The sequence below is a fragment of the Burkholderia sp. HI2500 genome, assembly GCF_002223055.1.
Taxonomy (GTDB): domain Bacteria; phylum Pseudomonadota; class Gammaproteobacteria; order Burkholderiales; family Burkholderiaceae; genus Burkholderia.
Genome location: NZ_NKFL01000005.1, coordinates 434,739 through 456,596, shown reverse-complemented (window position 1 = coordinate 456,596; position 21,858 = coordinate 434,739). Strand labels below are relative to the sequence as shown.

Annotated in this window: 23 protein-coding genes and 2 pseudogenes; 12 read left to right on the top strand and 13 right to left on the bottom strand. The window is 65.0% G+C overall.

The annotated features are described in order from the left end of the window. Positions 1–23: 23 nt before the first annotated feature. The 9 genes from recA to CFB45_RS14955 all read left to right on the top strand — a co-directional run bounded on the left by recA (position 24) and on the right by CFB45_RS14955 (position 9,198). Positions 24–1,097, top strand: coding sequence for a recombinase RecA (gene recA / locus CFB45_RS14995; protein WP_089426253.1), 1,074 nt, complete (start codon positions 24–26; stop codon positions 1,095–1,097). Beyond that, positions 1,097–1,966, top strand: a complete 870-nt coding sequence (gene recX / locus CFB45_RS14990) for a recombination regulator RecX (RefSeq protein ID WP_089426252.1) — start codon at positions 1,097–1,099, stop codon at positions 1,964–1,966. The genes recA and recX overlap by 1 nt, the downstream gene beginning before the upstream one ends. Positions 1,967–2,112: 146 nt before the next feature. Further along, positions 2,113–2,721, top strand: coding sequence for a DUF2889 domain-containing protein (locus CFB45_RS14985; RefSeq protein ID WP_039360581.1), 609 nt, complete (start codon positions 2,113–2,115; stop codon positions 2,719–2,721). A 68-nt stretch (positions 2,722–2,789) separates the two neighbouring features. Further along, positions 2,790–3,956, top strand: a complete 1,167-nt coding sequence (gene sucC / locus CFB45_RS14980; RefSeq protein ID WP_011353083.1) for an ADP-forming succinate--CoA ligase subunit beta — start codon at positions 2,790–2,792, stop codon at positions 3,954–3,956. Positions 3,957–4,024: 68 nt separating this feature from the next. Next, positions 4,025–4,906: a succinate--CoA ligase subunit alpha gene (sucD, locus tag CFB45_RS14975; protein ID WP_006477916.1), complete on the top strand. Its 882-nt coding sequence runs from the start codon at positions 4,025–4,027 to the stop codon at positions 4,904–4,906. Positions 4,907–5,062: 156 nt separating this feature from the next. Beyond that, positions 5,063–5,767 carry a TerC family protein gene (locus tag CFB45_RS14970; RefSeq protein ID WP_089426251.1) on the top strand — a complete coding sequence of 235 codons (705 nt, stop codon included), beginning with the start codon at positions 5,063–5,065 and terminating at the stop codon, positions 5,765–5,767. A gap of 96 nt (positions 5,768–5,863) precedes the next feature. Next, positions 5,864–6,460 carry a pilin gene (locus tag CFB45_RS14965; RefSeq protein ID WP_089426250.1) on the top strand — a complete coding sequence of 199 codons (597 nt, stop codon included), beginning with the start codon at positions 5,864–5,866 and terminating at the stop codon, positions 6,458–6,460. A gap of 154 nt (positions 6,461–6,614) precedes the next feature. After that, positions 6,615–8,393 (top strand): PglL family O-oligosaccharyltransferase, encoded by a 1,779-nt coding sequence (locus CFB45_RS14960; protein ID WP_089426249.1) that lies wholly within the window; start codon positions 6,615–6,617, stop codon positions 8,391–8,393. A gap of 454 nt (positions 8,394–8,847) precedes the next feature. Continuing rightward, positions 8,848–9,198, top strand: a complete 351-nt coding sequence (locus CFB45_RS14955) for a TonB family protein (protein ID WP_089426248.1) — start codon at positions 8,848–8,850, stop codon at positions 9,196–9,198. A 100-nt stretch (positions 9,199–9,298) separates the two neighbouring features. On the opposite strand, the pseudogene CFB45_RS14950 reads toward CFB45_RS14955, so the two are convergent. The 6 genes and pseudogenes from CFB45_RS14950 to CFB45_RS38415 form a co-directional block, all read right to left on the bottom strand. Beyond that, positions 9,299–9,799 (bottom strand): annotated as a pseudogene (locus CFB45_RS14950) (hypothetical protein); the annotation flags it as partial. Between the two features lie 28 nt (positions 9,800–9,827). Beyond that, positions 9,828–10,550 (bottom strand): hypothetical protein, encoded by a 723-nt coding sequence (locus tag CFB45_RS14945; protein ID WP_089426247.1) that lies wholly within the window; start codon positions 10,548–10,550, stop codon positions 9,828–9,830. 18 nt (positions 10,551–10,568) lie between these two features. After that, positions 10,569–10,904 carry a hypothetical protein gene (locus CFB45_RS14940; RefSeq protein WP_089426246.1) on the bottom strand — a complete coding sequence of 112 codons (336 nt, stop codon included), beginning with the start codon at positions 10,902–10,904 and terminating at the stop codon, positions 10,569–10,571. A 148-nt stretch (positions 10,905–11,052) separates the two neighbouring features. Beyond that, positions 11,053–11,376 (bottom strand): hypothetical protein, encoded by a 324-nt coding sequence (locus tag CFB45_RS14935; protein WP_089426245.1) that lies wholly within the window; start codon positions 11,374–11,376, stop codon positions 11,053–11,055. Between the two features lie 344 nt (positions 11,377–11,720). Beyond that, entirely contained in the window at positions 11,721–12,503 is a 783-nt protein-coding gene (locus CFB45_RS38420; protein ID WP_144025203.1) for a hypothetical protein, read from the bottom strand. Continuing rightward, complete coding sequence (locus CFB45_RS38415; RefSeq protein ID WP_144025202.1) at positions 12,500–12,973, bottom strand: hypothetical protein; 474 nt, start codon at positions 12,971–12,973, stop codon at positions 12,500–12,502. The genes CFB45_RS38420 and CFB45_RS38415 overlap by 4 nt, the downstream gene beginning before the upstream one ends. Before the next feature lie 172 nt (positions 12,974–13,145). Here CFB45_RS38415 and CFB45_RS14925 point away from each other — a divergent pair. Continuing rightward, positions 13,146–13,564: pseudogene (locus CFB45_RS14925) on the top strand (transposase); the annotation flags it as partial. Between the two features lie 290 nt (positions 13,565–13,854). Here the strand turns inward: CFB45_RS14925 and moaC are convergent. Continuing rightward, on the bottom strand, positions 13,855–14,334 hold the full coding sequence (gene moaC, locus CFB45_RS14920; protein ID WP_089426243.1) for a cyclic pyranopterin monophosphate synthase MoaC: 480 nt from the start codon (positions 14,332–14,334) through the stop codon (positions 13,855–13,857). Between the two features lie 270 nt (positions 14,335–14,604). Here moaC and CFB45_RS14915 point away from each other — a divergent pair, with 270 nt between their 5' ends. Beyond that, positions 14,605–16,299 carry a M48 family metalloprotease gene (locus tag CFB45_RS14915; protein WP_089426242.1) on the top strand — a complete coding sequence of 565 codons (1,695 nt, stop codon included), beginning with the start codon at positions 14,605–14,607 and terminating at the stop codon, positions 16,297–16,299. 39 nt (positions 16,300–16,338) lie between these two features. On the opposite strand, the gene CFB45_RS14910 is transcribed toward CFB45_RS14915, so the two are convergent. The 6 genes from CFB45_RS14910 to CFB45_RS14885 form a co-directional block, all read right to left on the bottom strand. Further along, entirely contained in the window at positions 16,339–16,926 is a 588-nt protein-coding gene (locus tag CFB45_RS14910) for a DUF2946 family protein (protein WP_089426241.1), read from the bottom strand. Then, positions 16,919–17,956 carry a hydrolase gene (locus CFB45_RS14905; RefSeq protein WP_089426646.1) on the bottom strand — a complete coding sequence of 346 codons (1,038 nt, stop codon included), beginning with the start codon at positions 17,954–17,956 and terminating at the stop codon, positions 16,919–16,921. The genes CFB45_RS14910 and CFB45_RS14905 overlap by 8 nt, the downstream gene beginning before the upstream one ends. 34 nt (positions 17,957–17,990) lie before the next feature. Then, on the bottom strand, positions 17,991–18,437 hold the full coding sequence (locus CFB45_RS14900) for a nuclear transport factor 2 family protein (RefSeq protein WP_006749968.1): 447 nt from the start codon (positions 18,435–18,437) through the stop codon (positions 17,991–17,993). A gap of 115 nt (positions 18,438–18,552) precedes the next feature. Continuing rightward, on the bottom strand, positions 18,553–19,590 hold the full coding sequence (waaF, locus tag CFB45_RS14895; RefSeq protein ID WP_039360609.1) for a lipopolysaccharide heptosyltransferase II: 1,038 nt from the start codon (positions 19,588–19,590) through the stop codon (positions 18,553–18,555). A 150-nt stretch (positions 19,591–19,740) separates the two neighbouring features. Beyond that, entirely contained in the window at positions 19,741–19,935 is a 195-nt protein-coding gene (locus CFB45_RS14890) for a zinc-finger domain-containing protein (protein WP_006749970.1), read from the bottom strand. Between the two features lie 50 nt (positions 19,936–19,985). After that, a complete protein-coding gene (locus tag CFB45_RS14885; RefSeq protein WP_089426240.1) occupies positions 19,986–20,909 on the bottom strand; it encodes a branched-chain amino acid transaminase in 924 nt (307 codons plus the stop codon). Between the two features lie 193 nt (positions 20,910–21,102). Here CFB45_RS14885 and CFB45_RS14880 point away from each other — a divergent pair, with 193 nt between their 5' ends. After that, positions 21,103–21,858 carry an AzlC family ABC transporter permease gene (locus tag CFB45_RS14880; protein ID WP_089426239.1) on the top strand — a complete coding sequence of 252 codons (756 nt, stop codon included), beginning with the start codon at positions 21,103–21,105 and terminating at the stop codon, positions 21,856–21,858.

The window sequence follows — 21,858 nt, the reverse complement described above, 5'->3', positions numbered from 1 at the left end:
CTCATCATAGCAAAGGACGATTCATGGAAGATAGCAAGAAGGGCTCCGGGATGACCGCCGAGAAGAGCAAGGCGCTGGCCGCCGCGCTTGCCCAGATCGAGAAGCAGTTCGGCAAGGGCTCGATCATGCGCATGGGCGACGGCGAGGCGGCCGAGAACATCCAGGTCGTGTCCACGGGCTCGCTGGGTCTCGATATCGCGCTCGGCGTCGGCGGCCTGCCGCGCGGCCGGGTGGTCGAGATCTACGGTCCGGAATCGTCCGGTAAAACCACGCTCACGCTGCAGGTCATTGCCGAACTGCAGAAGATCGGCGGCACCGCAGCGTTCATCGACGCCGAGCACGCGCTCGACGTTCAATATGCGGCGAAGCTTGGCGTGAACGTGCCGGAGCTGCTGATCTCGCAGCCGGACACCGGCGAGCAGGCGCTTGAAATCACCGACGCGCTGGTGCGCTCGGGCTCGATCGACATGATCGTCATCGACTCGGTCGCGGCGCTCGTGCCGAAGGCCGAAATCGAAGGCGAGATGGGCGATTCGCTGCCGGGTCTGCAGGCCCGCCTGATGTCGCAGGCGCTGCGCAAGCTGACCGGCACGATCAAGCGCACGAACTGCCTGGTGATCTTCATCAACCAGATCCGGATGAAGATCGGCGTGATGTTCGGCAACCCGGAAACCACGACGGGCGGCAACGCGCTGAAGTTCTACTCGTCGGTGCGTCTCGACATCCGCCGGATTGGCTCGATCAAGAAGAACGACGAGGTGATCGGCAACGAAACCCGCGTGAAGGTCGTCAAGAACAAGGTGTCGCCGCCGTTCCGCGAAGCGATTTTCGACATCCTGTATGGCGAAGGCATTTCGCGTCAGGGCGAGATCATCGATCTCGGCGTGCAGGCGAAGATCGTCGACAAGGCGGGCGCCTGGTACAGCTACAACGGCGAGAAGATCGGCCAGGGCAAGGACAACGCGCGTGAATTCCTGCGCGAGAATCCGGAAATCGCACGCGAGATCGAGAACCGCATTCGCGAATCGCTTGGCGTGGTCACCATGCCCGATGGGGCAGGCCAGGACGAAGCCGAGGCGATGGACGAAGAAGAGTGATGGTCGGGCGCCGAGGTCAGGCTGGCGAGCCGGAGGAGAGCGACGCGCCCGAAACGGCGGGTCGCTCCGGCCGGCGAGCCGGATCCTCGGGCGCCGATCGGCGGGGCGCAGGCAGCAATGCCGCGAACCGCACCGCGACGAGGGCATCCGACGATGCCCTCGTTTCGTTTGAGATTGCCGCACCGGACGATCCGTTCGACGACGATGAATCGTTCGACGCGCACGATCGCTCCCGCCGTCGTGTTTCCGGTGTCAGCTTCCCGGGTGATCGCGCAGCCGATGCATCGGCGCCGGCCAGGGAAGATGTCTATACGCGCAGCAGCCAGCATCCGCGCCGCACACGTCGCGCGCCGGGTGCTTCTTCCAGCACTGCATCAGGTGACGCTCCGGGCGCGACCGAGCGCAAGTCATCGAAGCCTCAGCGATCGCTGAAGGGCCGCGCGCTCGGCTATCTATCCCGCCGTGAATACAGTCGCACGGAACTCGCGCGCAAGCTCGCGCCCTACGTCGGCGAAGACGAATCCGTCGATCCCGTGCTCGATGCGCTGGAACAGGAAGGCTGGCTGTCCGATGCGCGCTTTGCCGAGAGTCTCGTGCATCGTCGCGCGTCGCGTGTCGGCGTCGCACGCATCGTCAGCGAGCTGAAGCGTCATGCGGTGGGCGACACGCTCGTCGAAGAGGTGAATGCGCAGCTCCGCGAGACCGAATGGGCGCGTGCGCAGGCGGTCTGGCGCAAGAAATTCGGTGCACTGCCGCAAACGCCGGCCGAGCGTGCGAAGCAGGCGCGCTTTCTCGCCGCGCGCGGCTTCTCGAGTGCGACCATCGTGAAGTTGCTGAAGGTCGGCGACGATTTCCTGGTCGACGACTGACCGCGCCGATCGCGCGCGTGGCGCGCGATTTTGCTGCATCGCAACCGCTTCCGGACAGGCGGGAATACCCGCCGTTGCGTCAAGCTGTCTCAAATACCCAATATGCTAAAATCCTTGGGTTTTCCTCTTCGGCCTCAACCTCCAGCATGCCGCTATCCGAGCCCGTGCCCCGTCAGTTGCGACATCAACGCGCAATCCGAGCGGAAGCTTACGAGCGCGGCGACGGCTTGTGGGACATCGAAGCCTGCCTGACCGACCACAAGCCGCGCGATGTCGCGCTTGCGTCGGGCATCCGGCCCCAGGGCCTGCCGATCCACGAACTCTGGCTGCGCGTGACTATCGATCGTGACCTCAATGTCGTCGACGCCGAAGCGTCTTCGGAATGGGTTCCCTATCCCGGTCACTGTCAATCCGCCACTCCCGCCTATCGGGCCCTCATCGGGCTCAATCTCTTCCGCAATTTTCGCCGCAACGCGAACCGGCTGCTCGCCGGCGTCGCAGGCTGCTCCCATCTCACCGAACTGTGCGCCGTGCTGCCGACCGCGGCGATCCAGGCGTTCGCCGGTGACGTGTGGAACGTGCGCGAGGAGGGGGGCGAGGGGCCGGACCATGACGGCGTGCACGACGAAGCGCCTTTCCAGCTCGGCCGCTGCCGGGCGTTGCGGTTCGACGGCGAGGTCGTGCGGCAGTACTACCCGCGCTGGTATGGCGCGAGCCGGCCGGACGTGCCCGGTGAAGGCAGCACGAAGGAATGAACGGAAATCATTCGAAGAAGCGTCTAAAGCGACTTTTCATCCAACTCTCAGACTGAAGGGAATCACGCATGAAGATTCACGAGTACCAGGGTAAGGAAATCCTGCGGAAATTCGGAGTCGCGGTACCGCGCGGCAAGCCGGCGTTCTCGGTGGACGAGGCCGTCAAGGTGGCAGAAGAGCTCGGCGGCCCGGTATGGGTCGTGAAGGCTCAGATTCACGCAGGTGGCCGTGGCAAGGGCGGCGGCGTGAAGGTGGCGAAGTCGATCGAGCAGGTCCGCGAATACGCGAACCAGATCCTCGGCATGCAGCTCGTCACGCACCAGACGGGCCCGGAAGGCCAGAAGGTCAACCGTCTGATGGTCGAAGAAGGCGCCGACATCAAGCAGGAACTGTATGTCAGCCTCGTCGTTGACCGCGTGACGCAAAAGATCGTTCTGATGGGTTCGAGCGAAGGCGGCATGGACATCGAAGAAGTCGCCGAAAAGCACCCGGAACTGATCCACAAGGTCATCGTCGAGCCGTCGACGGGCCTGCTCGACGCACAGGCCGACGACCTCGCCGCGAAGATCGGCGTGCCGGCTGCTTCGATTCCGCAAGCGCGCGCGATCCTGCAAGGCCTGTACAAGGCATTCTGGGAAACCGACGCGTCGCTGGCTGAAATCAACCCGCTGAACGTTTCCAGCGACGGCAAGGTCATCGCGCTCGACGCGAAGTTCAACTTCGACTCGAACGCGCTGTTCCGCCACCCGGAAATCGTCGCATACCGCGATCTGGACGAAGAAGATCCGGCTGAAATCGAAGCGTCGAAGTTCGACCTCGCGTACATCTCGCTCGACGGCAACATCGGCTGTCTCGTGAACGGCGCAGGCCTGGCAATGGCGACGATGGACACGATCAAGCTGTTCGGCGGTGAGCCGGCGAACTTCCTGGACGTCGGCGGTGGCGCGACCACCGAGAAGGTCACGGAAGCGTTCAAGCTGATGCTGAAGAACCCGGATCTGAAGGCGATCCTCGTGAACATCTTCGGCGGCATCATGCGCTGCGACGTGATCGCGGAAGGCGTGATCGCCGGTTCGAAGGCCGTGAACCTGAACGTGCCGCTCGTCGTGCGCATGAAGGGCACGAACGAGGACCTCGGCAAGAAGATGCTGGCCGATTCGGGCCTGCCGATCATCTCGGCGGACAGCATGGAAGAGGCTGCGCAGAAGGTCGTCGCGGCTGCCGCAGGCAAGTAAGCGCGCTCAATGAATAGGTATGGCGGCGCGGTTTGCACGCGACGCCAATCGAACAGAGGTCAAAATACATGTCGATTCTGATCAACAAGGACACGAAGGTCATCACGCAGGGCATTACCGGCAAAACCGGTCAGTTCCATACGCGCGCCTGCCGTGAATACGCAAACGGCCGCGAAGCATTCGTCGCGGGCGTGAACCCGAAGAAGGCCGGCGAAGATTTCGAAGGCATTCCGATCTACGCAAGCGTCAAGGAAGCGAAGGCGGAAACCGGCGCGACCGTGTCGGTCATCTACGTTCCGCCGGCAGGCGCAGCCGCTGCGATCTGGGAAGCGGTCGAAGCCGACCTGGATCTCGCGATCTGCATCACGGAAGGCATTCCCGTCCGTGACATGATCGAAGTGAAGGACCGCATGCGTCGCGAAGGCCGCAAGACGCTGCTGCTCGGGCCGAACTGCCCGGGCACGATCACGCCGGACGAACTGAAGATCGGCATCATGCCGGGTCACATCCACCGCAAGGGCCGCATCGGCGTCGTGTCGCGTTCGGGCACGCTGACGTATGAAGCGGTTGCCCAGCTGACGGCACTCGGCCTCGGCCAGTCGTCGGCAGTCGGTATCGGCGGCGACCCGATCAACGGTCTGAAGCACATCGACGTGATGAAGATGTTCAACGACGATCCGGATACGGACGCAGTCGTGATGATCGGCGAAATCGGTGGTCCGGACGAAGCCAATGCGGCAGAGTGGATCAAGGACAACATGAAGAAGCCGGTGGTCGGCTTCATCGCTGGCGTCACGGCGCCTCCGGGCAAGCGCATGGGCCACGCCGGCGCGCTGATCTCGGGCGGTGCGGATACGGCCGAAGCGAAGCTGGAAATCATGGAGGCGTGCGGCATCACCGTGACGCGCAACCCGTCGGAAATGGGCCGTCTGCTGAAGAAGGCGCTGTAATATTTCCACCTGGGTTCGTCCTGCAGAAAACGCCGGCTTTGCCGGCGTTTTTTGTTATGCTCGCGCAATGAATTCGTAAGCACCGGGCATGCATCGCGCATGTGCCGGCAATGAACCGGGTCGCCCGCGGGCGGCCGCCGTCCTGCCCGTCACGCCATGCTCGAATTCCTGACGTCGCTCCACTGGGGCGCCGTTCTCCAGATCGTCATCATCGATATCCTGCTCGGCGGCGACAACGCCGTCGTGATCGCGCTCGCATGCCGCAACCTGCCCGCGAACCAGCGGCTGCGCGGCGTCGTCTGGGGCACCGCGGGGGCGATCCTGCTGCGTGTCGCGCTGATCACGTTCGCGGTCGCGCTGCTCGACGTGCCGTTCCTGAAGCTCGGCGGCGGGTTGCTGCTGCTGTGGATCGGCATCAAGCTGATGGCGCCGGCCGAGGGCGCGCACGACGACATCAAGCCGGCCAGCCGGCTGTGGGACGCCGTGAGGACGATCGTGATCGCCGATGCGGTGATGAGCCTCGACAACGTGATCGCGATCGCGGGCGCGGCCGAACAGGCCGACCCGTCGCACCGGATCGCGCTCGTGATCTTCGGGCTCGTCGTCAGCGTGCCGATCATCGTGTGGGGCAGCACGCTGGTGCTGAAGCTGCTCGACCGTTTCCCGATCTTCGTGGCATTCGGCGCGGGGCTGCTCGGCTGGATCGCGGGCGGGCTGATCGTGAATGACCCGGTCGGCGACCGCTGGCCGGTGCTCGATACGCCGGAGGTCCTCTACGGCGCGAGCATCGCGGGCGCGCTGTTCGTCGTGGCGATCGGTTACACGCTCAGGAAGCGCCGCGACGTACCGCACGCGCACTGACATTGGCCGTCCGGCCGACTGCCGGATTCACGGCCCGCTGGCTACGATCGAGACGCCTGCCTTTACGGCAGGCGTTTTTCGTTTCCGGAGCCTGCCATGTTCGAAGCCTTTTCCGTTTCCCTGTTCCGTCGCGTGGCCGCCGATCTGCGGCGCGCGAACCGGCCGTCGCCGCGCTGGCGGCCGGCCGGCTTCACGCTGATCGAACTGATGATCGTGCTGGCGATCGTCGGCGTGATCGCGGCCTATGCGATTCCCGCGTACCAGGATTACCTTGCGCGCTCGCGCGTCGGCGAAGGGCTCGCGCTTGCGTCGTCCGCGCGGCTCGCCGTCGCCGACAACGCCGCAAGCGGCGCGAGCCTCGACGGCGGCTACAGCCCGCCGGCCGGCACCCGCAACGTCGAATCGGTTGTGATCGACGGCGAGACCGGCCAGATCACGGTCGCTTTCACTACGCGCGTCGCCGCGGCCGGGGCCAATACGCTGGTGCTCGTGCCGTCCGCGCCCGACAAGGCCGATGCGCCCACCGCACGCGTGCCGCTCAAAAAGGGCGCGATGCAGGCCGGCGCGATCGCGTGGGAGTGCTTCGCCGCCGGCAAGGGGGCGTCGTCGCTGCCCGCGCCGGGGGCCGGGCCGCTGCCGGCTGACGCGGCGACGCTGCCCGCGAAATACGCGCCGGCGGAGTGCCGCGCTTAGTGCCGATGGTGGTGCAGGGCGGCGCGGGCAGCATGCCGGCCGCCTCGTCAGCCGGCCGGGGGCGGCCACCCGGCGCCAGGGCGCGGAGCGAAGGCCCCGCACAGAGGGGGCAAAGTTTTGTATAGTGCGCCGGTTGCTGACATCCGGTTCGCTCATGCCTTCTACTTTTTCCCGTTCGTTGCCGCTCGTTGCGCTGGCTGTCGCCCTGATCGTGCCGTATGCGATCACGAATCACACGTATCCGATCCCGACCTTCTATTCCGAGTTTTCGGCACTGGTGCTGTATTTGCTGGTCGGGGTGTCCGTTGTGCTGCTCGCGCGCGCGGGCCGCCCGGCCGAGCCGTTTGCGGCGCCGGCCGCGTTCGTCGCGCCGCTCGGGTTCGCCGTGGTGCTCATCGCGCAGGTCGCGCTGATCCCGCTCAAGGTGCCGTCGATGAACTGGCTGGCGGTCGGCTATCTCGCCGCCGCGCTGGTCGCGATGCAGGCCGGCTATGCGCTCGCGCGCGACGGCCTGGCCGAGGCCGTGTCGCGGATGATGGCCGGCGCGCTGCTCATCGGCGGCGTGTTCGCGGTCGGAACGCAGATCGTGCAGCTGTTCCACCTCGAGTCGGCGCTGTCGCCGTTCGTCGTGATATACAACGTCGCGGTCGATCGCCGTCCGTACGGCAACATGGCGCAAGCGAACCATCTGGCCAGCTACATCGCGTTCGCGCTCGCGGGCGCGCTGTATCTCGTGCAGACGCGCCGGCTCGCGGTATGGGCGTGGCTCGTGCTGTCGATCGTGCTGTCCGCCGGTCTGGCGCTGACGGTGTCGCGCGGGCCGTGGCTGCAGGTCGCGGTGATGGTCGTCGCGGGCTTCTGGATGGCGTGGCTCGAATCGCGCCGCGCGCCGGGCAATGCGCGTGCGTGGGCGATCCCGGTCGTGCTCGCGGTGGCGTTCATCGCGGTGAACGTCGCGGTGCGCTGGGCGAACGTCCACTATCACCTGGGTCTCGCGGAATCCGCGGCCGACCGGATGCGGGACGCGGGGCAGATCGCACCGCGCCTCGCGCTGTGGAAGTACGGGCTCGCGATGTTTCGCGAACATCCGCTGCTCGGTGTCGGCTGGGGTGAATTCCCGTCGCACCAGTTCGCGCTCGTGCGCTCGCTCGGCGGTGTCGAGATCGCGAACAACTCGCACGACATCTTCATCGACCTGCTCGCGAAGTCCGGCCTCGCCGGCCTGGGCGTGCTCGTCGTCGCGCTCGTGACGTGGTTCGTGCGCGCGGTGCGCGCGCCGCAGTCGAGCATGCGCGTGTTCGGCTTCGCGCTGATCGGCATCCTGCTGATGCACGCGCTGGTCGAGTATCCGCAGCAGTACATGTTCTTCCTGTTGCCGGCCATGTTCGTGATCGGGCTGCTCGAGGTGAAGTCGCTGCGCATCCTGCCGGGGCGTGCGGCATTCGGGCTGTTCGCGGTGCTGTCGGTCGGCGGCGTGCTGGCGGCGGTGCCGGTGCTGCGCGACTACCAGCGCGCGGAAGTGCTGTATTACGGCAGCGATCCGGCTGCGCAGTACCGCGATGCGCCGTCGCTGCTGTTCGGCGCGTGGGGTGAATACGGTGCGGCCACGCTCCTCCCGATTTCGGCGGACGACCTGCCGGCCAAGCTCGCCGCGCATGAGCGCGCGATCGCGCTGCTGCCCGGCGAGACGGTGCTGCGCCGCTATGCGGCACTGCAGGCGCTGGCCGGCCGCGAGGCCGACGCGCTCGACACCGTCGCACGCCTGCACGTGTTTGCGAAGGAGTTGAAGGACTGGCCGCAACAACTGGCCGCGCTGTACAAGCTGTGCGATCAGCAGCCGGCGCTGAAGCCGTTCAAGGCGGCGGTCGTCGCGAAATACGGCGAAGTGCCGGCCGATGCGGCCGACGACGAGGACGACGACGATTCGGATTGATGCGCGCAGCGCCTGCCGGAACGGGGAATTCCGGCATGTGCCGAGCCGCGACGGAGCGGCGGTGCGCGTCGGGCGTTAGCGCCCGGCGCGAACCCGGCGATTCCGGCCGCGCATCGATTACCTCGCGGATTGCATGGATTCCGGCTGAAGGCCCGGCGATTCGCGTCAACCATTGTCAAATCGCCGCCGCTCGCCGGGCCGCGCGTGCACAATGCGCGAAAGCGCTCGCGTGCCGACCCGTGTGAGGCGAGGGCAGCGCGAACACAGGCAACACCCCGGTCACCCGGGAAGTCCGCCACGCAGGATCGCGGCCGAGCATCGATCGGCCGTGCGGCCGTAACGGGGCGCCGGTCCGATGGCTGCGGCGCAGTGTGATGCATGCGATGCGGCCGGGCGACGTGTTCCGGTGCGCGGCGCGTGTGTCCGGAACAGTGCTGAAGAACGATATTCGACCATGGCTATTCGCTCGACCTACCTGATCCTGCCCGCCGTCGCGATGCTGTTTTCCGGCTGCGCGATGCTGTCGTCGTCGCAGGAAAGCAAGCTGACCTGTCACATTCCACGCGCCGTCTATCCGGATACCGCGAAGCCGCTCACGCGCCCGGCGACCGTGCTCGTGCGCGCGCTGATGACGACGTCCGGCGAAGCGCAGAACGTCACCGTGACGACGAGCAGCCGCAATGCGGCGGCTGATCGTGCGGCCGTCGACGCGATGACGCACGCGACCTGCGTGCAGACGGGCGCGACCGCGAACCCGTTCCTGCTGACCCAACCGTTCGTGTTCGAGCCGCAGCGCGGCCAGTGAGGCGTGGGCGGTGCGGCCCGCTTAGAGGTCCCCGCCGCCTCGTTGTGCATGACCGCCGACAGTCGATGCGCGCGGCCGTGACGGCACGCGCGTCCGACGTTCAGTGCTGCGGCATCAGGTTCGCGCCGCGGCAAGCCGGCTCGGCCGCGGTACTCAGCCCGAGCAGCGTGAACCCGTTGCGCTCCTGGCGAATCTGCGCGTAGTGTCGCGCGACCGTTTCCCCGGTGGTGCCCGTCAGATCGAGTTCGACCTGAAAGCGATCCTTGCTGTCCGAGCAGCCGCGCACCGGGCCATACGCGAACCCCCTGCCGGCCACCTTGCTGGCCTTGTCGAACGCCTGCCGGCCTTTCAGCGCGGCCGCTGCTGCGGCGGGTTCGCTCCATTCGCGCGCCAGCGCATCATCCGCCTTCAGCCATTCGTCGACGAAATCGCGGCCGTTGAGCGCGACGGGCTGTACGCGCTGCACGGTGTCGCCGTCGACGCGGTAGCGGAAGATGCCCGGCCGCGTCATCACGTCGCTGTCCATCGAGCCGACCGTCGCGCGCACCTCGAAGCCGTCGGGGCGCACCTTGAACCGGATCGGGTTGTCGTCGAGCGCGTAGCTGTTCTCGGAATGACCGCAAACATCATCAGCAGTTGAGGATGTAGCCGTCCGCGATAGTCCATGCTGTGGTCAGGAGCTTGACCGCATCTGCCTCAGGAACGACTTGGGGTTCTCCGTGGCGTGGGGCCTGCGCTGCATTTTCCAGTAGCCTCGTCGCTGATTCATCACACCCGGCAATCTCGCGCAGTGTCTTCCACTGAGTTGTCTTGTCCTTCGGGTCCAGTGATCGAGTAGCGACGCAATGGTGGCGAAGCGATTCGATGGCTCGATAGCAGTGGAAAGCAACATCGTCCGGTTCCTTCATCGCGGTGATAAGGTCGCGTAAGCACCGATGAAGGAAGACTCCCGGTTCGCCTCGCAGCTTAGGACGCATGGCTGCAATTCGGGCATGCAGATCGACTCCCCGATGCAGTTCGCCGATGCAAGGAACGTCGATGCCGAAAACGACATCGAGACCGACTTCCGGGCAGATGGCCCGCCGTATTTCCACATCATAGGTGTGGCCGAGAAGGAAGCCCACAATGTCCATTTCCAGCTGGACCATGTACCTGACTGCGTTGCGCAGGTCCAAGGCATTCCACTCGACTTCCGTCTCGACCCATACAGCCACCTGATTCATGAGAATCCGAACGTCAGCTTTCGCATTCACCCCGGATACAACGTGCTTGAACTTAGGGGAGATGTGGTGATCGGGTATCTGCGCTCGTTCGGGATGGACCACGCCGTCGAGGAAATATCTGTAGGTCATTTCGGTGTCGTCAGGCGATCAACCCCGCTCGTCCGCTGGCAACGGACATTCAACCTCGATCAACCGCTTCCTCGCGACCGCAAGCTGTTCTTCCGTGAACAGATCGCGCCACGGTTTCTGAAGGACAAGATATTCGACGCTTAGACGGAGGTTTTCCCGTCCACGGAGAAAGAGTTCAGTGAACCCTTCCGATGGCTTGTTTGTTGCCAGCAGTCGGTTCGCAGTCTCCTTGCCACCGTGTTCGTTCACCATCCGCAAGAAGTATGTTGCGTGGTATGGCGGCTTCAACCGTCGGGCGGCGTCATAAATGCCGCGCATCGCTTGGTCGAATTGTTCGATGGTCTTGTCGGTCATGTTTTAACTAGTCGCCGTGATAATCATGGAGCCTGCATCGTGGTCCGCCGCGCCGAATTTGAGACCCTGGGGCGCTAACATTCCGCCAGTTGGTTTTTGCAGTCGGACGGACTGCAAGGGCTTATCGGTTCAGGCGGACGAAGATAGCTTATACGCTAAACGTATGATCGCAATCGAGGCATTTGTAGTTGTCGAGCACATGCGAGTCCACCATCTCGCCAGCTTTTGAGCCTACAACTGCGCCGGTGGCGGCACCACCCAATGCGCCCAAAATACCACCGGCGATGCCGCCAAGCAGGGTTCCGACGACAGGAACTAGCGAACCGATTGCTGCACCCGCGGCCGCGCCTTCGCCTGCACCGAGCCAGCCTCCCACTGCCCCTGCGCCCGCCCCAACCGCAGTGCCTGCTTTTTTCCCGTAATTTCGCTTGTCCACCTGCGGGCTGTTGCATTTCGGGCAAGTGATAGCCATTTTGAGACCCTCCGTGCTTGTTCGTTACGACATGGTTAGAAAGGGGGCGCCTGCGATAGGGGGGCGTCCGCATAACTCAGTGTAGTTATCGACCGCTTAGGGCCTTTCTTTATGGATTGCCGGTAACCAATCTCACGTCTCGTGATGGCCCAGACAGGAGTGTGCTGACCACCTACGAGCAATGTGAATCGGGTGTGCCTCAGGTGAACCGGGGCGAGACTTTTCTCTAAACGGTTCACACCGAGCCCATAAAAAAACTGATTCAGTGCGAACCATGCTGCTCAGGTCACCGAAGAAGGCCAATGATTGTTCGTGCACACTCATAGACCGCTGGAAGTAGCTACCTATTCGATGATGCCCTCCCGCTCTGTGCCGTCGATTGGCTGATTAGCAGTGACTTTCCCGAAATAAAGATACACACCAGTTAGCAGGCTAACTTTTCCGCCGAATATCGTTCCATACAAAATCTGAACGCCAAGACTGGACGCGGTCGACTGGAATGTGTAGTTATTGGTCAAGCCGTGGCCTTGAATGTATTGCTGCGTCATATCATCGGGCGCGTTTGGGGTTGTGCCTGCACCAATGAACTCGTAATCGGCTGGCACTCCATTTCTAGAATATCTGATCAACTCTGAAACAGGGGCCACTGGAATTTTTGTTGTATCTTTGCTTCCAATGCTAAGACTTTTTAGCATGGCTGATGGGACGGCTCGGCTGGGGCTAAAATTTATTTGATGAGATTGATTTTCCCCTGGATTAACCGGAGCCAAAAATCGAATCTTCACCCTCTGTGCCGGCAGTGTGCTGGTATTGGAAAGGCTGAGTGTTAAATAGTCTTCGCTATCCGATGCCCATTTCTCAATTTTAGCGGAGGCTAAGTCCAATTTGGTTGGATTTGAGGCTTCGATATATATCTCTATTTTTGCGAGTGCATCTGCCGCATCCTTTGCGACAGAGAATTTCGGGCAGTACTGCGCAGGGAATGATTTTGGTGTAGCCGAATTAACTACAATATTGCAGTCGCCGGTGACGATTTGCGCATTCCCTGCACCTTCAGCGCTAGTGGACAACGAGGGGCATGAAGAGAGTGCGGCAACTAGAGCGATGAGCGAAATTTTCACTTTCACTTCTGTTTCCCCGCTTGGTTGGTAACATTATTGTTCGAGCCATTCACCACCTGGACATTATTGGACAAAAGGCCTCCCGTATTAATGCCGGTGACAACAGGAGCCGACGATCCCGAAGCGGGTGCAATCGGGGCCGCATTTAGTTGTACATTCCCTACGGATGAAGATGCGCCTTGCGCAACACTGTTGCCATTGCCATTGCCATTGCCATTGCCATTGCCATTGCTTGATTGTGCTCGCGCGTTCTCAACCGAGCCTCGATTCTGGCCTAAGACTGTACCGGCAGATACAAGGAGAACACCAAGGGAGATGAGGAAAAAGCACACAACCGCCAGTTGGATGATTTTTTTATCCGATTTCTTGGTTTTCAGCACGGCGAAGACGACGCCAGACGCGACTGAAACCACGAAAGCAGCGCAGACAATAGGATTATTAAGATATGGAGCCCAAGCTCCGGATTCAATTGCCACTCAACCACCTCCTAGTCGTCCATTGATCGCGAGCGCATTTATTGCACCCACATGGATAACGGCATGAATTCATCAGATCTTTACATTGGCATGACCCTAGCCCACAAAACTGTCCCATTTGAAAGTGGAAAATTCCGGCATGGCGTTGTCATCGAGACCAGGAGGTCATGCCGTGAAGAAGAGCAAGTTCACCGAGGAACAGATCACATACGCATTGAAGCAGGCCGAGCTGGGCACGCCTGTCGCGGAGGTGTGCTGCAAGATGGGGATCAGCGACGCGACGTTCTACAATTGGCGGACGAAATATGGCGGGCTGTCGCGCTCGGAACTGCGCCGGCTGAAGCAACTTGAGGAAGAGAACGCCAAGCTCAAGCGGCTCGTGGCCGATCTGTCGCTGGACAAGGCCATGCTGCAGGACGTGCTGTCAAAAAAGCTCTGAAGCCTTCTCGGCGCCGTGAGCTTTTCACGGACTTGATGCAGCGTTTCGGCGCAAGCCAGCGGCAGACCTGCGCGTTATTGCAGCTGTTCCGCACGGTCTACCGCTACGAGTCGGTCGCGCGGGATCAAAGCGCACTGGAAATGCGCATCAAGTAGATCACGGAAGTGCGAGTGCATTACGGTGCGCATCGGCGGAATTCGCCCGCCAGTGCACCGATCGGGCCGGTTCGGCCCGCCCCGAAGAGCCGGAATTTTCCAACTAAGACTGGGACGGAAATTGGGCCAGCCTCAGAATTGAAGCCATTCCAGTTTCTTGTGAGACCGGAGTGGGACAAGATCGATTTTTCGTATGCTAGCAGTCAGATTCGAGGCGATTTCGTCAAACGAAGGTGATACCGGGGTGGCCGGTATGGAATCGAAGAAAGGATTTACGAAACGGAGTCTTATTCCTCCGCCTTCCAGTCCCCCGACTTCCCGCCGCGTTTCTCGCGCACGCTCACGTCGGTGATCACCATCCCGCGATCGACGGCCTTGCACATGTCGTAGACGGTCAGCAGCCCGACCTGCACGGCGGTCAGCGCTTCCATCTCGACGCCGGTGCGCCCGAACGTCTCGACCTGCACGACGCAGTGGACGCCGGGCAACGCGTCGTCGAGTTCGAACTCGACGGCCACGCGCGTCAGCGCGAGCGGATGGCACAGCGGGATCAGGTCGGCCGTGCGCTTGGCGCCCTGGATGGCCGCGATGCGCGCGACGCCGAGCACATCGCCTTTCTTGGCCTTGCCGTCGCGGATCAGCGCGAACGTGGCCGGCAGCATCCGGATCGTGCCGCGCGCGATCGCGATGCGTTGGGTTTCCTGCTTGCCGCCGACGTCGACCATGTGCGCATGGCCGGCGGCGTCGAAATGGGTGAGTCCTGACATGTCTTCCTCTAGTGGAACGGCGTGCGCGAGCACGTCCCGCGATCGCGCATCGCGATTGGCCGGGGCATCGAATCCCGTCTCTGCGCCCCGATCCGATCCAACGGTTCAACGGGCGCCTATCATAGCAGTGGCATACGCGGCGCCGGGGACGCAGATGGCGTCCATGTCGAACGGGACAGTCACGCTGCCGCCGGTACAATGGCCCGAATATTCAGACCAAACGCCGCGATGCGCGCCCGGCGCGCGGGACGGCGTCGTTTTCATCCTGCCATGCGTGTCAAACAGTTGCTTGCCGTGTCGCTGTCGGTGGCGCTCGCATTGCCTCCGAGCGGCCGTGCGCAGAGCGCGTCCGCGCCGCCGCTCGAATCGGCGGCCGGCGGCGCGCGGTCGATTTCCACCGTGCCGTCCGGCATCGCGGCCGGCGTGTTCGGCACGTACGGCGGCGCGGAGAGCCGGTTTTCGGACGCAGGCGGCGCGTCGGCACCGGCCGCGAGCCTGCGCGCGCCGCTTCGCTCGCTGGAGCTGCCCGACCTGGGCGACGGCTCCGGCGGTTCGCTGACGCCGCAGGCCGAGCGCCGGCTCGGCGAGCGCGTGATGCGCGAAGTGCGGCGCGATCCCGACTATCTCGACGACTGGCTCGTGCGCGACTACCTGAACGCGATGGCGGCGCGGCTCGCGGCCGCGGCGGCCGCGCGCTTCATCGGCGGCTACACGCCGGACTTCGACCTGTTCCCGGTGCGCGATCCGCAGATCAACGCATTCTCGATGCCGGGCGGCTTCATCGGGATCAACAGCGGCCTCGTCGTCACGACACAGACGGAGTCGGAACTCGCATCGGTGGTCGGCCACGAGATGGGGCACGTGCTGCAGCGGCACATCGCGCGGATGATCGGCGCGAATGAGAAGACCGGCTACACGGCGCTCGCGACGATGCTGCTCGGTGTGCTGGCCGGCGTGCTCGCGAGAAGCGGCGACCTCGGTAGTGCGATCGCGATGGGCGGGCAGGCGTATGCGGTGGACAACCAGCTGCGCTTCTCGCGTTCGGCCGAGCGCGAGGCCGATCGCGTCGGCTTTCAGCTGCTCGCGGGCGCGGGCTATGACCCATACGGGATGCCGGGCTTCTTCGAGCGGCTCGACCGCGCGTCGATGGGCGATGCGGGCGTGCCGGCCTACGCGCGTACGCACCCGCTGACCGGCGAGCGGATCGCCGACATGGAGGATCGCGCGCGCCGCGCGCCGTACCGGCAGCCGCGCCAGTCGCCCGAATACGGGTTCGTGCGCGCGCGGCTGCGCGTCCTGCAGAACCGCGCGCCGACCGACATCGCGGCCGAGGCGCGGCGAATGCAGTTCGAGATCGACGATCGCACCGCGCCGAACGTCGCGGCGAACTGGTACGGCATCGCACTCGCGGATGCGCTGCTCGGCGAGTACGACGCGGCCGGCAAGGCGCTCGCGTCGGCACGCAGTGCGTTCGACGCCCGCGAGCGGCGTGAGGACGATCCGGCGACGGGCTCGCCGAGCCTCGACGTCCTGGCCGCCGACATCGCGCGCCGCGCGGGGCGGGCCGACGACGCGGTGCGGCTCGCGGCGCTCGCGCAGCGGCGCTGGCCGGCGTCGCACGCGGCGATCGTCGCGCATCTTCAGGCGCTGATCGCGGCGCGCCGTTTCGCGGAAGCGCAGGCGCAGGCACGCGCGCAGGCGAAGGCCGACCCCGAGCAGCCGGACTGGTGGGACTATCTCGCGAAGGCGAGCGACGGCAAGGGTGACCTGCTGGCGCGGCGCCGCGCGCTCGCGGAGAAGCTCGCGCTCGACGGCGCGTGGCCGTCGGCGATTCGCCAGCTGAAGGAAGCGCGCGACGCGAAGGACGTGTCGTTCTACGAGCAGTCGATGATCGGCGCGCGGCTGCTGGAATTCGAGGCGCGCTACAAGGAAGAGCGCGAAGACGAGAAGAATGGCCGCGGGTAGCGGCCGATACTCGGGAAGCGCGGGCGCGGCCGCTGCGGGTCAGTTGCCGCTGTCAGCCGTATTGCGGGCCTGTTGCGCCGGGCTGGCGACGTAGCCGAACCGCGCGGGCACGTCCGCACCGACGATGCTGCCGAGCGGCAGCGTGCGGCCGTCGCGCCAGCGCAGCACGGGCGGCGCGGCATCGAAATCCGCATGATCGGCGAACAGCCCGAGGTCGTGATCGTGCAGCGCCGCGATGCGCGGCGGCGTGCCGGCCGCGCGAAACAGCACGCCGCCCGCGTCGTCGAGCCAGGCTTCGTCCGGTTCGAACGGCGCGCCGGTCTGGTCGGTGAGCGTGAGCTGCCCGTCGCGCTCGGCGAGCCGGACGATCCACGGTGTATAGGCGAGCTCGACGTACACGCGCTGCGGCCCGTTCTGGAAGAACCACTGGCCCTGCGCATCGCATTCGTAGTTGCGGCCGATGAACGCGTTCAGCGCCGCATGCCGGATCGGCGAGCCGAGTTCGCCGGCCGCCTGCGCCGCGTCGTCGCGCAGCCGCCATTCGCCGCGCCGGTCGAGCAGCAGCCAGCCGGTACAGTGCGGCACGTTCGGCCACTTGGCGAGGGCCTGCGTGACGATGTCATCCATGGTCGACGAATTTGGAGCAATAGCCGAACACCCGCGCCGACAGCCAGTCGAGGCGGCCGGGGAACGGCCCGGTCATGAATCCCGCGTGCCCGCCGGCCGCAGGCTGGTCGAGCTCGACGGCCGGCGATACGTCGGCCGGGCCCGGTAGCGCCGATTCAGGCAGGAACGGGTCGTTGCGGGCGTTGAGGATCAGCGTCGGCACATCGATCGCGGGCAGCAGCGGCCGTGTCGTCGCCTTCGTCCAGTAGTCGTCGGCGTTCGCGAAACCGTGCAGCGGCGCGGTCACGACTTCGTCGAAGTCGCGCATCGTCACGGCCTGCAGCATGGCGTCGCGGTCGAACAGCCCCGGGTACTGGTCGAGCTTCGCGAGTGCCTTGCGCTTGAGCGTCTTCAGGAAGCTGCGCGTGTAGACCATCGCAAAGCCTTGCGACAGCGCGCGCCCGCCGGCGTGCACGTCGATCGGCGTCGAGATCGCGGCGGCCGCCCGCAGGATCGACGTGTCGCTGCGATGCTCGCCGAGCCAGCGCAGCAGCACGTTGCCGCCGAGCGACACACCGGCCGCGACGAGCGGCCCGCGATGCTGCGCGGCGAGCCGGCGCAGGATCCAGTCGACCTCGGCGCTGTCGGCGAGATGGTAGAAGCGCGGCTGGCGGTTGATCTCGCCGCTGCAACTGCGGAAGTGCGGCACGACGGCGTGCCAGCCCTTCGCGCGCGCGGCGGCCATCATCGCGAGCGCGTAGTGCGAGCCGGAGCTGCCTTCGAGGCCGTGGAACAGCACGAACAGCGGCGCATCGGGCGCCGGCGCCGCGCTGTCGAGATGCGCGACCCAGTCGAGATCGATGAAGTCGTGATCGGGGGTTTCCCATCGCTCTCGTCGGTAGGCGACGACGGGACGCCGCGCGAACAGCGCGGGCACGATGGTTTGCGCATGGCTGTTGGGCAGCCAGCGTGGTGCGCGATAGCGCAGTATGTCGTCGTCGGGGGCCGGGGCCCCGGTCAGCGGCGAGGTGGGCGGAGAAGCCGTACTCATGATCGCCCCGCGTATGCGTTGCTTCGTCTTTTCGTCAGTGCAGCGGACCCTGCCCATGACGGATCTTCGCGGCGAATTGTCCGGCCGCTTGTTCGGGAATCGGGCTCGCGTGAATGTGCGCGATGCGCCATTCGCCACGTTCGTGAATCATCACGTACGTCGCGAAAACCATGTCGGGTTCGGCCGTCAGGTCGGCCTGCTGATGCGCTTCGGCGATCGTATAGACGACCGTGCCGAGGCTGTCGTACACGCGGATGTCGAGCGGCTCGATCGTCACGGGGCGCGTGGCGAGCCGGTTGGCGAGCCCGCTGCGGATCTGGTCGAGGCCGTGCAGATGCTCGCCGTCCGCCCATACGCAGCTGGCGAAATCCTCGTCGATCCACAGTCCCAGCAGCGCGTCGAGATTGGCATCGGCGACGGCCTGGTAGTAGGCGTTCAGCGTATCGGCGGCGGCTTCGAAGAGGCGGGCAAAACGTGGCATCGGGGTTATCTCTCGCGCGCGTCGCGCGCCGTATTCAGCACGGCGGCCCGGATGGAGCCGCCGTACACCGGTGAATCGGATTGCCCGGCGCGCCGTGCGACGCTGCCGGCCAGGGTCAGCGCTGCCCGACGAGCATGCCGCGCAAATCGCCGAATACCTGCTCGGGACCGAGTTCGCGCAGGCACTTCAGGTGGCCGAGCGGGCACTCGCGTTCGAAGCAGGGACTGCATTCGAGATGAAGCCATTGTACCTTCGCCAGGTCCGACAGCGGAGGGGTGTGGCGCGGATCGGTCGATCCGTACAGCGCGACGAGCGGCCGGCGTAGCGCGGCGGCAACGTGCATCAGCCCCGAATCGTTGGTGACCACCGCGTTCGCGCGCGCGATCAGCGCGCACGCCTCCGACAGCGACGTCTGCCCGCACAGGTTGCGCACGTTCGGCGCGTGGTCGGCGATCGCCTGCGCGGCCGCGGCGTCCTTCTGCGAGCCGAGCGCGACGATCTGCGTGTACGGGAACGACTGGTGGACGATGGTGGCGAGCGACGCGAAGTGCTCGGGCGGCCAGCGCTTGGCCGGGCCGTATTCCGCGCCCGGGCAGAACACGACGAGCGGCTTGCGCGTATCGAGATTGAAACGTGCGGACACGCGCGCCGTCTCGTTGAGATCGGCGTCGAGGCGCGGCGCGGGCAGTGTCTTCATCGACTCGGGCAGCTTCGCGCCCGGCGCGTATGCAAGCGCCGCGTAGTGGGCCGTCATCGGCGGCCGCTCGCCCGATTTGTCCGGGTTCGCGTGCCGCACGTTCAGCAGCCCGTAGCGGTGCTCGCCCGTGTAGCCGACCCGCAGCGGGATGTTCGCGAGCCACGGGATCACCGCGGATTTCAGCGAGTTCGGCAGCACGTACGCCGCGTCGTAGCCGACGTCGCGCAGGTCGCTCGCGAGCTGCCAGCGGCGCAGCAGTTGCAGCTTGCCGTGCGCGAGATCGGTCGCGTAGACATCGTGGATCTCGGGCATCCGCTCGAGCACGGGCGCGACCCACGAGGGCGCGACGGCATCGATCGCGATGCGGGGATGGTTTTTCTTCAGCAGCGCAAAAAGCGGCTGCGCCATCAATGCGTCACCGATCCAGTTCGGTGCGATAACCAGCGCTCGACGCATCAGGTCGACTTCCGATGTCGTAATGAAGCACGGCGCTCAGGCGCCGCGTTCGGGTTGCCAGAATGGAGAACGGCGGCGCGCCGGCAATCCGGCTGCGCCGCCTGGGCGATCGGCGGGCCTGCATCAGCCTGCAGGCCCGGCCGCCGGGGCTCAGTGGCCCTTGACGACCTCGCCGTCACGCAGCTTGTAGCGCGTGCCGCAGTACGGGCAGCGTGCCTCGCCGTGCGAGACGTCGATGAAGACGCGCGGGTGGGCGCTCCAGCGCGCCATGGCCGGGTTCGGGCAGTACGCGGGAAGATCCTTGGCCGTCAGCTCGACCAGCGGCATTTCCTTGATTTCACTCATGAGACTTTCTCTTATCACTCTTTTGTGGGGCGGTCGGTGGCGCGGCGCGCTCAGACCTTCGTCAGCCAGTTCGCGTACTTCGCGTTCTTGCCCGACACGATATCGAAAAACGCCGACTGGAGCTTTTCCGTGACGGGGCCGCGCGCGCCGCTGCCGATCGTGCGGTTGTCGAGCTCGCGGATCGGCGTGACTTCAGCGGCCGTGCCGGTGAAGAACGCCTCGTCGGCCGTGTAGACCTCGTCGCGCGTGATGCGCTTCTCGATCACCTCGATGCCGGCGTCCTTCGCGAGCGTGATCACGGTATCGCGCGTGATGCCGTCGAGGCACGACGACAGGTCGGGCGTGTACAGCTTGCCGTTGTTCACCAGGAAGAAGTTCTCGCCGGAGCCTTCCGACACGTAGCCGTCGACGTCGAGCAGCAGCGCTTCGTCGTAGCCGTCGGCGGTGGCTTCCTGGTTCGCGAGGATCGAATTCACGTACCAGCCCGACGCCTTCGCGCGCACCATCGACACGTTCACGTGGTGGCGCGTGAACGACGACGTCTTCACGCGGATGCCCTTCGCGAGGCCTTCCTCGCCGAGGTACGCGCCCCACGGCCATGCGGCGATCGCGACGTGGATCGTGTTGCCCTTCGCGGCCACGCCGAGCTTTTCCGAACCGACCCAGATGATCGGGCGCAGGTAGCACGACTCGAGCTGGTTCTCGCGCACGACTGCGAGCTGCGCGGCTTCGAGCGTTTCCCGGTCGAACGGCACGTCCATCTGGAAGATCTTCGCCGAATTCAGCAGACGTTTCGTGTGCTCGTACAGGCGGAAGATCGCGGTGCTGCCGTCGGCCGACTTGTACGCGCGCACGCCCTCGAAGACGCCCATGCCGTAGTGCAGCGTGTGGGTCAGGACGTGGATCTTGGCGTCGCGCCAGTCGATCAGCTTGCCGTCCATCCAGATCTTGCCGTCGCGGTCGGCCATTGACATAGATTTCTCCTGGGATGCGGTTGTATGCAGCGTTGAGCCGGAAAGACGCATATTTTAGCGTCATTTGAAGGCGATCCGGTCGGTCGGCGCGGGGCCGGCGCTATAATCGCCCGGTACCGATTCCAATAACGAAGGGTCGACCCGGCAGGAGGCGCCGGCGCCCCGACGAACCGCCCGCTGCGGCCCGCTTCCCATGCTCGCTCGATTGTCCGCCACCGACCGCTTCGCGCTGATCCAGGGCGCGCGCGACTATTCCCCGACGCTGATGGCGATTTTCTCGTGGGGGCTCGTCACCGGCATCGCGATGAGCAAGTCGGTCATGACCCTCTGGCAGGCGAGCGCGATGTCGCTGCTGGTCTACGCGGGCTCGTCGCAGCTCGCGGTGCTGCCGCTCCTCGCGGCGAAGCTGCCGATCTGGACCATCCTGCTCACGGCTGCGATGGTCAACACGCGCTTCGTGATCTTCAGCGCCGGGCTTGCTCCCCATTTTTCCTACCTGCCGCTTTGGCGGCGCCTCGCGATCGGCTATTTCAACGGCGACGTGATCTACCTGCTGTTCCAGAAACAGGGCTTTGCGTACGGCCACGTGCCCGGCAAGGAAGCGTATTTCTGGGGGATGGCGCTCGCGAGCTGGCTGTCGTGGCAGGTGTCGTCGCTCGCCGGCATCCTGCTCGCGAGCTTCTTTCCCGCGAGCTGGGGGCTGGAACTGGCCGGCACGCTCGCGCTGATCCCCATCATGGTGTCGGCGGTCGCGAACCGCTCGACGCTCGCGGCCGTCGCGGTCGCCGGTGTCGTGTCGCTCGTCGCGTTCGACCTGCCGTACCGGCTCGCGCTGCCGCTCGCGGTGCTCGCCGCGCTCGCGGCCGGCTGCACGGCCGATTTCTTCGTCGAGCGGGCCGACTGGCGGCGCATTCGCACCGAAACCGTGCACGAAAAGGAAATCGATTGA